The organism is Bradyrhizobium genosp. A (assembly GCF_049949275.1).
GTDB lineage: Bacteria > Pseudomonadota > Alphaproteobacteria > Rhizobiales > Xanthobacteraceae > Bradyrhizobium.
On sequence record NZ_CP188196.1, the window covers coordinates 7,513,415 to 7,526,455 of the forward strand.

10 protein-coding genes are annotated in these 13,041 nt (G+C 60.4%); 7 read left to right on the forward strand and 3 right to left on the reverse strand.

The window, feature by feature from the left end; genetic code table 11:
• Positions 1-415: 415 nt before the first annotated feature.
• From ACP2YP_RS35165 to ACP2YP_RS35190, 6 genes are all read left to right on the forward strand, one after another.
• Positions 416-2,080, forward strand: a complete 1,665-nt coding sequence (locus ACP2YP_RS35165) for a methane monooxygenase (protein WP_426420910.1) — start codon at positions 416-418, stop codon at positions 2,078-2,080.
• 76 nt (positions 2,081-2,156) lie between these two features.
• Positions 2,157-3,215, forward strand: a complete 1,059-nt coding sequence (locus tag ACP2YP_RS35170) for an NADH:ubiquinone reductase (Na(+)-transporting) subunit F (RefSeq protein ID WP_426420911.1) — start codon at positions 2,157-2,159, stop codon at positions 3,213-3,215.
• Between the two features lie 33 nt (positions 3,216-3,248).
• Positions 3,249-4,358, forward strand: coding sequence for an aromatic/alkene monooxygenase hydroxylase subunit beta (locus ACP2YP_RS35175; RefSeq protein ID WP_426420912.1), 1,110 nt, complete (start codon positions 3,249-3,251; stop codon positions 4,356-4,358).
• A gap of 25 nt (positions 4,359-4,383) precedes the next feature.
• The gene (locus tag ACP2YP_RS35180; protein ID WP_426420913.1) at positions 4,384-4,740 is read left to right on the forward strand and encodes an MmoB/DmpM family protein; all 357 of its coding nucleotides are present in this window, start codon (positions 4,384-4,386) and stop codon (positions 4,738-4,740) included.
• Between the two features lie 107 nt (positions 4,741-4,847).
• Positions 4,848-6,485 carry a chaperonin GroEL gene (gene groEL / locus ACP2YP_RS35185; protein ID WP_426420914.1) on the forward strand — a complete coding sequence of 546 codons (1,638 nt, stop codon included), beginning with the start codon at positions 4,848-4,850 and terminating at the stop codon, positions 6,483-6,485.
• A gap of 682 nt (positions 6,486-7,167) precedes the next feature.
• Positions 7,168-7,413: a M20/M25/M40 family metallo-hydrolase gene (locus ACP2YP_RS35190; protein WP_426420915.1), complete on the forward strand. Its 246-nt coding sequence runs from the start codon at positions 7,168-7,170 to the stop codon at positions 7,411-7,413.
• A gap of 261 nt (positions 7,414-7,674) precedes the next feature.
• On the opposite strand, the gene ACP2YP_RS35195 is transcribed toward ACP2YP_RS35190, so the two are convergent.
• Both ACP2YP_RS35195 and ACP2YP_RS35200 read right to left on the reverse strand, forming a co-directional pair.
• A complete protein-coding gene (locus ACP2YP_RS35195; RefSeq protein WP_426420916.1) occupies positions 7,675-8,451 on the reverse strand; it encodes a pyrimidine 5'-nucleotidase in 777 nt (258 codons plus the stop codon).
• A gap of 172 nt (positions 8,452-8,623) precedes the next feature.
• Positions 8,624-8,884 (reverse strand): hypothetical protein, encoded by a 261-nt coding sequence (locus ACP2YP_RS35200; RefSeq protein WP_426420917.1) that lies wholly within the window; start codon positions 8,882-8,884, stop codon positions 8,624-8,626.
• Between the two features lie 1,060 nt (positions 8,885-9,944).
• On the opposite strand from ACP2YP_RS35200, the gene ACP2YP_RS35205 reads away from it, so the two are divergent.
• A complete protein-coding gene (locus ACP2YP_RS35205; RefSeq protein WP_375865307.1) occupies positions 9,945-10,250 on the forward strand; it encodes a hypothetical protein in 306 nt (101 codons plus the stop codon).
• A gap of 742 nt (positions 10,251-10,992) precedes the next feature.
• Here the strand turns inward: ACP2YP_RS35205 and ACP2YP_RS35210 are convergent.
• Positions 10,993-11,727 (reverse strand): hypothetical protein, encoded by a 735-nt coding sequence (locus tag ACP2YP_RS35210; protein WP_426420918.1) that lies wholly within the window; start codon positions 11,725-11,727, stop codon positions 10,993-10,995.
• Positions 11,728-13,041: the final 1,314 nt, after the last annotated feature.

A 13,041-nucleotide genomic window follows, 5' to 3' on the forward strand; every position in this document is an offset into this window, starting at 1 on the left:
CGTAACCGGCGTGAGGCCTCCACCTCGTCATCGCGCGGTTCGCTTGGGACACAGGCTGGCATGAGCTGATGGGAGGAGGTGAAGCGATGGCAAATGCCATGCTTGATGCCAGGCAGGAAGGTGAGGCGCTTGGGTGACGGAAACAGGTCGTTTCTGTGCAGAGCCGAAGACGATCGGCGGACCCGCATCGCGCGTCAACGGAACAGATCTGCGTCACCGACGGGACAATAGTGTTGCGCGCCGTGTCGCATCGATGACGCGCCCCGCTCCGCCTCTTCCAAGAAATCCAGCACTTCTCCACTTGGCACGTATGTTGCCAAGCGGACTCAAGCGGTGGCCGTGCCTGATGATCGGGGCCATGTCGTCACAGCCAAACCGCAAAAAACCCCGCCGCGCCAGGGAAAGGAGATGAGCGATGACTGAGGCACTCACACTCAACAAGATCACAAGCCAGAAGGGCATCAGTATCGGCGAGGCGACGCGCCTCATCGCCGATCTGGGCTGGACCCCGTCCTATGTGCAGGACGCGATGGCGGTCCCGACCGATTACAAGATCAGCAAGACGCCGCGCGACCCGATGAAGCAGGTGCTGCGTTCCTATTTCCCCATGCAGGAAGAGAAGGACAATCGCGTCTATGGCGCGCTCGACGCAGCCTTGCGCGGCGACATGTTCCGCAACGTCGAGCCGCGCTGGATTGAATGGATGAAGCTGTTCCTGGCGATCATCCCCTTCCCCGAGATCTCGGCCGCCCGAGCAATGGCGCCGCTCGGGCAGCTCGCCCCCGGCGATCATCTGCGCACCGGCTTCACGATGCAGATGGTGGACGAGTTCCGGCACTCGACCATCCAGATGAACCTCAAGAAATGGTACATGGAGAATTATATCGATCCGGCCGGGTTCGACATCACTGAGAAGGCGTTCGGCAAATGCGCTGCGACGACGATCGGGCGGCAGTTTGGCGAGGCCTTCCTGACCGGTGATGCGATCACCGCATCGAATATCTATCTCCAGGTCGCCGCCGAGACGGCGTTCACCAACACGCTGTTTGTGGCGATGCCGTCGGAGGCCGCGCGCAACGGCGACTACGCGTTGCCGACCGTGTTCCTCTCGGTCCAGAGCGACGAAAGCCGCCATATCGGCAACGGCCATTCGATGCTGATGTCGGTACTGAAGGAGCCAGATAATCATCTGCTGTTGGAGCGCGATATTCGCTATTCCTTCTGGCAGAACCACATGTTCGTTGACGCGATGATCGGTACGATCATCGAATATGGCACCAAGAATCGCGACAAGAATAAGGAGAGCTACGCGGAGCTGTGGCACCGCTGGATCTTCGAGGACTATTATCGCACTTATATGCTGCCGCTCGAAAAATACGGCATCAAGATCCACCACGACGACGTCCATGAGGCGTTCGATTCGATCGTCAAGAAGGGCTATGTCCACAAGGTCGCGCAGTCTATCTCGGCCGGCTGGTGGGCGAATTTCTGGCGGATCGAGGCGCAGACCGAGCGCGACTTCGAATGGTTCGAGGCCAAGTATCCGGGCTGGTACGACGAGTTCGGCGCCTGGTGGGAGAATTACGAGAAACTCTCCAAGCCCGGCAGCGAGATCATCACCTTCGCCGACACCGGCTACGTTTATCCGCATCGCTGCTGGTCGAGCCTGGTGCCATGCGTCGTCCGCGAGGACTTCTGCGTCGACGAGGTGGACGGCGAGCTGTTCACCTATGCCAGCGAGGTCGACCGTTGGACCCACAAGGAAGCGTTCGCCGCCGAATATCAGGGCCGTCCGACCCCGGCGATGGGCCGCTTCTCGGGCCGCCGCCAGTGGGAAGAGGTCTATGACGGCTGGGATCTCGCCGACGCCATCGTTGACATGGGCTTCGTGCGTCCTGACGGCAAGACGCTGATCGCTCAGCCGCACATGTCGTTCGAGGAGAAGGACATGTGGACGCTTGACCATGTCCGAGGCCACACCATCCGCAGCCCGCTGCTCGCACTGCGCGAACTGAAGCCCGAGGCGCGGGCCAAACATGTCGAGGACTATCGCAAGGGTTTCAAGATCCGCCGGATCTGACCTCCCACCGGCAGCCGGGGAGGTGGTGTCGCCGCCTCCCCCGGCATTCGCTGCGACTGCCTCACGGAGAATGATCATGGGACAGGAAATGCCTCAGCGCAAGCCGGCGGTGCACAAGGTGCGCCTCGAGCCGGTAGGGGTCGAGATGGAAGTGGAGGAAGGTGAGACCGTCCTCGACGCAGCCTTCCGCCAGGGCGTCGCCCTGCCGCACGGCTGCAAGGAAGGGCAGTGCTCCGCGTGCAAATGCATCCTCAACGAAGGGGATGTGGAGATGCTCAAATATTCGACCTTCGCGCTCTCCGACCCGGAGAAGGAAAGCGGTCGGGTCCTGCTGTGCCGGACGCTCGTCTATAGCGACGCCGAGGTCGAGCTGCTCAACTATGACGAGGACCTGCTGTCGCGCTCGATCGCAGTCAAGGCGTTCAACGGAAAGCTGGCGAGCGTCGAGCCGCTGACGCACGACATCGTTCGCATCGCGATCGACCTGGACGAGCCGATGAAGTTCTGGGCCGGACAGTTTGCGGACCTGACGCTCCATGGCGCGGAGATCACGCGCTCCTATTCGATGGGCAATCCACCGAGTGAGCCCGATCGCCTGGAGTTCATCATCAAGCGTTATCCCGGCGGTGCCTTCTCGACCGCGATCGGCGAGGCGAAGATCGGTGATCCGATCACGGTGAAGGGGCCTTATGGCTCTTGCTTCCGTCGCGAGCAGCGCGACGGGCCGATGATCCTGGTCGGCAGCGGATCGGGCATGGCACCGTTGATGTCGATCCTGCTCGACCAGGCGGCAAGCGGCGAGACGCGCCCGGTTCGCTTCTTCTACGGCGCGCGGACAACGCAGGATCTGTTCGCGCTCGACGTCTTCGCCGACCTTGAAGCGCGGATGCCCGACTTCAGGTTCATTCCCGCCTTGTCACATGTCGAAGCGGATTCGGAGTGGAACGGCGAAACCGGATTCATCCACGACGTGCTGCGCCGCCACCTGCTCGACATGGAGAATACCGAGGAAGCGGACGCCTATAGCTGCGGTCCACCGCCGATGATCGATGCCGCACTGCCGACCCTGCAAATGGCCGATATCGACCCGGCCAGGATGTATTTCGACAAGTTCACGCCCGCCACCCAAGCATGAGGCCGAATGCCCAAGAGAGAGAGGGAGAAGACGATGTCTGGACGAGTGATGGAGCAGGAGCAGAGGTCCGCAGCGGCGGGCGCCAAGAGCTTTCCGGGATCGGATAGCCGAGCCTATAATTATTTCGAGCCGAAGGGGCGTCGGGCGACGCATTACGAGGACGTCACCGTTGACGTCCAGCCGGACCCCGAACGCTACCTCCTCCAGAATTGGATCATGTCCTTCGGGGACGGCACGCCGACATACTCGAAGGAGTGGACCGCGCTGAAGAGCAGCGACTGGCACCTCTATCGCGCGCCCGACCAGGAATGGGAACGGACGCATTATCAACGCCAGTCGACCATCTGCGGCATGATCAAGAACGTAATCGACAACGCACGGCGCGCCGGCGCACCGAGGCGCTTCGACAAGACGTGGGTGAAAATACTGCAAGATCATCTGGGTGCCTTCAAGCATGCCGAATATGGCCTGGGCACCGCGCTGATGCGCGCGCAGCGCTACGGCTATACCCAAATGGTCAACAACGCGATCCTGACCAACTCGTCCTACAAGCTGCGGCTGGCGCAGGATCTAACGCTCTATCTCGGCGAGATCGCGCTCGACATCGAAGGCTTCGACGTCGATGCCGGCAAGCGCAATTGGCTGGAGAACTCGATCTGGCAGAAGGCTCGCGAACTCGTGGAATCTGCACGCGGCGCCGAGGATTTCCTGGAGCAGTATTTCATCGTCAACGTGCTATTCGAGCCGCTGGTAGGCGAGTTGTTCCGCTCTGGTTTCGTCATGCAGGTCGCGGCGGCACAGAACGACTATTCGTCGCCCGCCGTCATCTCAGCGGCGGAAGCGGATTACGAGCGCAACCTAGCCAATACGGTTGAGCTGTTTGCGACCCTCGTGCGCGATCCCGCGCATGGTGAGGACAATCGGCGCCTGCTGCAAGACTGGTTCGACAAATATTCGCCGATCGCGACCCAGGCGGCGCTCGATCTGCAACCCATCTGGTCACAGCCGCGGGTGAAATCCGCGCAGTTCGCCGAATCTTATGCGTCGGCGATCAACCGCCTGCAGGCGATCGTGTCGGAGATCGGCGTCTTCTCGACGCAAATTCCGATGCCGGAGCTGCAGGTCGCCGAGCCCGTCGAATAATCGCGCCACCAAAGGAACCCACAACATGGCCGTTACCACCGAGCAGCAGCTCTTCACGCCGCTCAAGGACATCACCCAGGAACGCATCATCTCGCATCAATGCGGCGTGACGATGAACGACAGCGTCGAGGCACGTTGCATCGCCGAGATCATGGAACAGCGTCCCGAAATCAAGGTCACCTACCTGCCGGCGATGATCCGTGTGGACGGCGAGGGTAAGATCGTCTTCGACATGGCCGAGATCAGCGAGGCGCTCGGCCGCGAGATGACACCGCACATCTTCGAGATTTCCACCGCCACCCATTACGGCCGGATGGTGATGATCGACGAGAACACCGTGATCCTCTTCGGGGACATGGACGAGGCACTCCAATACCAATGACACGATCGCGCGCCGGCGGCCGCGCCACCGGCGCGTGCCGATCCGCTAGCCAGACCGGAATGACAAGGCTCCGCCCAACGGATGGCGGCGCACACAGGAGATGATAGATGGCCAAGGTCATGCTTTACGATGCTGAAGCTAGGGCGGCACTTGCGCGCGGCGTGGACCAGCTTGCCCGCGCTGTCGTCGGTACGCTCGGCCCCAAGGGAACCAACGTCATCATGGATCGCCCGATCGGGACGCCGTTGGTGTCGCGCGATGGTGTCAGCATCGCGGCCGAGATCGAGTTACCCTGCCGGTTCGAGAATCTGGGCGCGCAGGTTGTTCGCGAGGTGTCCGCCCAGACCAATGAGATCGCCGGTGACGGCACCACGACCGCGATAGCGCTCGCCAATGCGCTGGTGCAGGATGGCGTGAAACTGGTCGAGCACGAGCACAAGGCGGTCGACGTTGTCGCCGGCATGGACCACGCCCGCGATCTGGTCATCAAAGCACTGCGAGAGGGCTCTCGGTCGCTGCGTCAGGGCGAATTGCGCATGGTTGCAAGCGTTGCGGCCACCGAGACGTCACTGGGAGAGCTTATAGCGGAAGCGCTCGAGCGGGTCGGCATCGAAGGCGTCGTCCATGTCGAATATGCGTTGCCGGGCTCACCGACGCGGCTGGAGGTCGACGAAGGGCTCGTGCTCGATCGCGGATTCGTATCGCACCATATGGCGACCGACAGCTCAAGCCTGACCGCCGAACTCGACAATCCGGCGATCCTGCTGACCGACCACAAAGTGCCATCGGCCGAGCCGATCCTGCGTATCCTCGGCCAGCTCAAGGAAAGCGGGCGTCAGCTGCTGCTGGTAGCGGACGAGATCGCGCCTGAGGTCATCGCGGCGGTGATGCAGGCTCGGCTTCAGGGACGTGGCACCGTCGTCGCGATCAATCCGCCGGAATTCGGCCATTGGCGCAAGGCGATGATGGAGGATCTCGCGATCATGACGGGTGGCCGGGTGATCGCGCGCGACCTGGGCGCCCGGATCGAGGAGGTGACGATCGCCGATCTGGGCAATGCGACGCGCGCAAGGGTATCCGCATCCGCGACCGTGATCCTGGGCGGCAATGGCGACAAGGCGGCCATCGACGGGCGGCGGCAACTGGTCCAGAAGCTGTGGGACGAGGCACCGCAGAATATCGAGCGCGACAAGCTGGCCGATCGCCTTGCAAAGCTCACCCGCGGGACCGCACTCCTGCTCGCAGGCGGCGCCACGCCGGTCGAGCAAAAACGCACGGCGCAACTCCTCGAAGATGGCCTTAACGCAGCCCGGGCTGCCCGTGGCGAAGGTGTGGTGGCCGGTGGCGGTACTGCCCTCGCGCAGGTCGCAGCGCGGCTCGATCCGTTGGTGGATCAGGAAGTTGATGGCGCACAAGCCGGTGCGATGCTGGTCCGCGACGCGATCAAGCGCCCATTGGCGATCATCGCCGGCAATGCCGGACAGGATGGCGCTATGATCGTGACACGGGTCGTCGCCGAGCAACCGGGCACGGGCTTCGATGCCAGGAGCGGCAGATTTGCCGACATGTTCGAAGCCGGCGTCATTGATCCCGTCAAGGTGACCTGCGCCGCTCTCGAGAATGCGGTGTCGGTGGCCAAGCTGATCCTGACGACCCATTCGCTCGTCGTCGATCTTCCTGAAGGCGTCGATCCTACCGCCGGCCCTGCGCGCGGCGGCGGTGCCGAAGTTTACGGCCGGAGCTGATCGGCGCGGACCGACGATCGCCATCGCGTTCGTTCCGCTCCGAGCGGTGCTTTCCGAGAGCGGCACGGAAAGCACCCCATTGTGTTGGCAGCTATGGGGCCGGGACAGGATATGACGTCTGCCCGGACCCTCTGCCAGAATCTCTTGAAGTATGTGGAGGCCCTGTCGGAGCAAATAGCAGAACTGGAGAAGCGTGAATGCGCGAAAGATTTCGGTTGCGCCGCTGCGGCATGTGCTGGAGGCCACCCAGATGGAATATGGGAGTATCACTGTGATAGGCCTTCCCCCCGATTGGACCGCGAAAGGCTGACGAAAAAAGGATCGCGTCTTTATCGGCTCAGGCAAGGCACGATCGAAATTGATGGTGCCGGGTGCGGTGTTCACCAAGAGCTCCAATTTTGTGGTCGTACCTCAGCTCGGCGTGAGCGCAACGCAATAGTAGGCCACGGCTGGATCGCGTTGCGAAGCTGATTGCAGCGCCAATGGTCGCCTTAACTATCGCTGTAGCTCAAGTTTACGGACGAGTAGAAGCCGCACAACATAAGGGATGAAGCCGTGCAACCAAGCCAGTCAACGCTCAATTGTCTGAGCACTCTTGTTGAGTTCGACACGGTGAGCGGCAGGTCAGAATTTCGAATGCGTCGATTGGGTGAGAGCTCATCTTGAAGGATGCGGTGGGCACGTGCAGCTCGATTTCGGCAGCAGCCAGAGAAAGGCTAATCTGTTCGCGACGTTTAGGGATGGACCAGGCGGAATTATCCTTTCTGGTCATCTTGATGTCGTGCCCGTCGACGGACAAGAATGGCTGAGCGATCCATTCAAGCTCGTTGTCAAAGACGGGCGAGCCTATGGCCGCGGGACGTGCGACATGAAGGGATTCGACGCGGTCATCCTGGGCAAGCGAAGAGCTTTGGGCAAGCAAGACTGAGCCAGCCGATTTACGTTGCGCTTACATACGACGAAGAGCCGGGGTGCATCGGTGTTCGTGAACTCATAGCCGCTCTTGACCGCTGGAATATTCATCCCGTCGATGATGCGATGATGCGCGACACGACCAGACTGAACGCGGCCCCAATGATGCATTGCTGCGATTCGTCCACCGCCATTGTTGCAGTCCTTTCGATTGTAAGCCCGCCCCAACGGCGGCTTTCGATACCCGGTTCAAGGCCGACGCGGACAAGTGGGACCGTCACAAGCGAGCCGAAGGCTCACGGCCGAAGCAGCCATCCCGAGATCGTCTATTTGGCAATTGTGTGAGAAAACTACCGAGGTCATCCGTCTCAAAATCGACGCAAGAGGTAAGGTCGGTCTGACATTTAGAGGTTTCGTCGTGGATCGCTTGATTCGTCGGCGTGACGAGCACGGTCGTCATGCCGAGGCGGTGTGGAATATCAAGATTGCGGGCAATATCCTCGAACATCGCCGCTTGGCACGGATCGACGCCGAAGCGTTTGATGAAACTACGATAGCAGCGCTCATTGGGTTTTGGCACGAAATCGCAGGCCGCGATATCGAAAATGCCATCGAAAAGATGGTCGATGCCGAGCTGTGCAGCTGTCTTAAGCGCATGGTTTTCGGAGCCTGAGGTGAAGATGAAGCGGCGTCCGGGTAGGCGCGCAATAGCGGCAGCAAGTACCTTGTCGCGCTTAAGTCCTGAGCGATCGATGTCATGTGCGAAGTCGAGGAAGAAGTCTGGTGCTACGCCATCCTCGACGATCAGACCGCGCAATGTCGCACCGTAACGTTCACAATAGTAGTGCTGTAAAGCTTCCGCCGAGAGCCCATCAAGACCGAAGAGGCGCGCGACAAATATAGTGATCCGCTGGTCTATTTGCGAGCAAACCGAGGTTTGCGCCGGGTAGAGAGTGTTGTCAAGATCGAAAACCCAGTTCTCCACACGCGCGAAGCCTCGCTGGAATGAATCGATACGCATTATCCCTGACGGGTGCAGAGCATGCATCGCCATGTCCAGACGAGCCTCCCGTGGATGTGTTGCCGTTCGGTCCCTAGCTTAGGCATAGGACATTTGGTTGGATGGGCCGCTTTAGCTCCGAAATCGCGGCCAGCGAATTTCTACCCGATCTGAACCACTCGATCTCCTCCAAGAACGAGTAGGGTTCATCAGCCCGGAGATGTGATCATGATGCGAGCCGTTCGCGGAATACATCGAGGCCAATGATCCGAGTGAAGTGCCACGCCTCGAGCTGGTCCTTCAAAAAGTTGAAAAACCGCTCGTCGTGGGAAATCAGGATTTGGCTGCCACCGAACATGGTGGCGATGAGCCCGGCAATAGTGCGCCGATGATCGGCATCGTAGGAGGTGACGACGTCATCCAGCGCGATGATGGGCGCGCCGACATTAAACTGCTGGATCGCCGCCATTCTCAACGTCAGCGCCACCGAATGGATCTGTGAGCCGCTCAAATAGCCGCCCAGCAAAAGAGCAGACGTGCGGCTTCCGATTTGCTGCGCGTTCGTCGTCGTACTGAAATCCAGCTTTCAGTGATGTTGCGGGGTGGCGTCGTGGAAGAGTTTTACAGGGCTTCGCGCAGCGTGCGCGCGATCTGCCGGAGCGGGCGGACCCTTCACGAGGAAACGGCTGCTCGAGCTCGCCGGGCGGTACGATGCCAGGAGCAAACCGCCGGTATCCGGAGGCGCGCGCCCCCGGCCGCCCACCCGAACGATGTTACCAGCATCGATCTTCTTCGCATCCGCCGAGGCATGGTCAAGGGCAGCCGCGCCGAAATCAAATGCGACGCCTGCGACGGCTCGGGATGGTTGCCCGTCCGAGAGCCGGAGCCCGGCCGCAAGATCTATCCGGGTCGCTGCACGAAATGCGCCGGCAAGGGCCGGATCCCCAAGCCCGAGTGAGTACGAGTGGGGCGAGCGTCCGTTCGCATTCGACGCTGCATTGCGCAACGGATGTCAGTCGGAAACGCCGGTCAAGATCGCAGCGGGTAGCCAACTGAAAACTCGTGCTGGGCGGAAAAAGGCGCCTAGGCACAGGTCAGCGGCCAAACCCGCAAGCGCCCGACGCCTATGCCGCGCGCCCCTGCGCTATACTCATCGCTAACTCCGCTCATGCCGCGCGAAGGGGCGCTGCCACAGCGGGAAGCGGACGCAGGATTTTCGGAGGCCGAGGTCGTCTATCGAAAGGACACGTACCGAGCCATACCAGCACCGGATTGCACCAACGGTCTCGCTTCAGAGCTCACTCACTCCTGGAGTACGCTATCAGCGGGGGATGTGACGGAGCTGTTTCTCAAGCGCCGTCCCAGCCCAAGAAAGAAAGGGAAGTGGCCCCCGAACTCCGATTTCCATCCGCGCAATGGCGGGCTACCACCTTGCGACAACTTTGCTGACTCAATTTCATATTTTTCCCGAGCCGGTCTTGTGTTATTTTAGGTTACTTTCTTAGATTGCCAGAATGTAGCGACGCTTCAGTGATTTGGGGGAAGTAATGGCCAGGATCGCTGTTTCCCGCGAAGCATTCCGCGGCCTGTTCGCCTTTTATGCTGCCAAAGCGCACCACGATCAGAGGCACGACGGCGAGCATTGTCTCGCGAAGCTGTTCACATCCAGCGACGACATACCTGACGGTCTACTTGAGCTGTGGTCTGAGCGCGTCAACACGCTCGATCCCGAGACTGTTGGCAATGTCCTATGTCCTCGCGCTCGCGCGGTTGCCGATGGCCGCGTCGAATACGATCATGCCAGCGACTTCCTACATGCCTTACTGAGAGAATTGAACGGGAAGCAGCATTGAGCGCGACGAACAAGCCGGCCTTTGCGCCGGGCTGATCGCCAATATGGTTCGGTTCTCCACCAAGAAGAGTGCTCGCGCTCGGTCGGTTCGGATTCCGACACTGGGACGCTTGCTTCCGAGCTGCGCATGAATGCGTTGCCTTCCGCGCGCTCCTGGACACGTGCGCCATGGTGGGAAGATGCGCTTAAACGCGCAACAAGACCCTGGTAAGCAGCATTGGAAACTGTCCGCAGAGGCAGAGTACCGGGAGCATCTGGCGGCTGCAGCTTTAGCTCATTGAGCTTCGATGCGACATGTCGGCAACCTGCTAGACCGGCATGGCTAATGTTCGAACTACCCGGCGGTGAGACCGGCCGTCTATGTAGGACGGAGCGGTCGCCTCGATTGTTCGTTCGACGTTTCACCTCCAAATACAGCAACGAGGCGATCACCTTCCCAAAGCTCAACATCGTGCTCGCCATACATTTGTTCGGCTCGACGTCTCGCCGCCTGCTCGTCAATGCAGTCGAGCTTTGCAGCGCAAATCACGTGCCGGCTGCTGTCCACCACGAACACTTTGTACCGCATGATGCAGTCCCATCCCAAAGGGGGACCGTCACCGTACTCGAATGTCTGTCTAACGCCGCGCCAAACTTCAATGCATGCGCGCGGAACCTTTGTACGTGTGGCAATTCCGCTATACCAGCTCGCTAGACCTCATCGACGGCGCGACGACGGATCAGGCAAACCAGGATAGTGCGCTTCAGTGGCGCAATCTCACCGCGTGCCGAAGCGAGCGGCTCGAACTCAAAATGGAGAGTATCCCCAGCATCATCAGAAGCACGCCAAGCCAAGTTGCCGTCCGGCTCGGCGCCTCGTTACGAGCCTCTGCAGTGAGCACGAGCATGCCGATCGGCGTAGTCGGAGGTTGGGACGAGGTCACCACATCGTTGGTCGGCGCGGGCGCGAGAAGTTGCTCGACATCGACTTGGCTCGGCACTGAGTGCGTGGGCCGGCGGCCGTGCTCAGCGATGAGGACCGCCGACATCAGAGCGGTGCCCGTATCGAGATCGGGGGCAGCATCAGCTACCTTCACTTCGGGGTCAGGCGGCTGAGACGGCTCGGCCGGTGCGGAGCGCAGCAACTCCGCGCGCGCATCAACGACCGCGCTCTGCCTGGGCCGCGTGGTCCCGTTCTCGTCCAAACTGGCGGTGTTATCTTTCGCCACGCGCCGAGGAACGGTCTTCTTCACCTTCGCCACACCCTCGGTCAGGAACCAGCATTTGTGGTGCCCGTCCATTCGGTAGACCCAATGCTGGCCATCGGGGGTCGAGTTGCCGGGGCGTCCCAGGCATTCCGCTTGCGGCGGAGAGGTCACCGTAGGCTGGGGTGCAGCAATATTGAAGATATCCGTAAGAGGATTGGAAGACGCAGGGCCCGTCGAAAGAGTTTCAACAAGAACCAAACTGACGAAGCACATTCGCAAATAACCGGACATCGAAAACTCCCGGTGTTGCGCCCCGCCCGGCATGACCCTTCGTACCGACATAGGCGGCCATGCGGCTCAAATCTGGCGGGGCCATGGATTCATTGTGCTCCTGACGTGAGCCACGGGTCCGAAGGCAAGTCTGGTCCGGCCACTAAAGGTTGCAAAACACAGCCACACCATCATGTGATCGAGTCCCGGCGGCCGCCGGACATCACTCCTTCGGTTTTCTGCGCGATCAACCGCTGTCATATTCGTGCTGAGGTGCATCGGTCGTTAAGGGTTGGTTTAGTTCCCGGCATGATCATTGGGGACCACAAGGGACCCGAGCATGCAATTGCACCATGCCAATACCTTGGACGTGATCGAGACGGTCGTGTGGCCCGTCACGCTCGACCGATCGGATTTCTCGACCTCCAATCGAGATGAGGTCCTGGCGCTATTGGCGCCAAGCGGTCATACAAAACCCACTATTTGGCTCGTCGCGGTCGCATTGGCTGGAGGTTTTGGATTGGGATGGGCTGGTGCCTGGTATGCTCCTGCAACCATCTCGGCTCTCAATCCAAATGCTCGGATAGAACCGGCTTCGCGCCGCATGCCGGACACTAAGTCAGCCGGTAAGGCCGAAAGCGCCCGAAAGATAGCAACAGCATCAAGCTCGCGAACACCGCCCGGTTTAGGTCAGCCCTCCACAGTCAGCGCGAGCCTTGCTCCGAAGCCTCTGGCCAAAGCGTCGAGTGGGGCGCAATCGACGGAAGCTTCGAACCCAGCTTCTTCGGTTGTCGAGGCGGACATGGCTGTGACCGGCTCGCTCGAGCCTGCGGGGCCGCTCCTGTCGGTCCCGGAGACAAGACCAACGACTATTGGGGGGTGGGCAGTCCTTGACGTTCGCGGCGGAACGGCGGTGCTCGAAGGGCCCGATGGGATTCGAATGGCAGCACGGGGGGACGTGATCCCCGGCATCGGGCGAATCGATTCTATCGTGCGTTGGGGCAACCGCTGGATAGTTGCAACAGCTCGTGGATTGATCTCGACGCCGTAGGCGTAAACGCTTGCGACGAAGAGGTAGCGCACCTTACCTCCACTTACTCCGCTACCTAGCTACGTCAACGAGTGGACGTGCAAGGTTGACGACGTGATCGCGAGTAACTCCAAAATCCGCGGTTCGCTCGGCCATGTCATCGATAAGGGGCCTAGCTGAAGTCATTCTTGAGGGAAGACAGAGACCTTCAGAATTTTTCACTGCGATCCCTACACACGTGTCTTCGCGGTTGAGGATCCGAAGTTCATGTACTTCATGCGAAATTTGCAATGGAGCAAATTCGT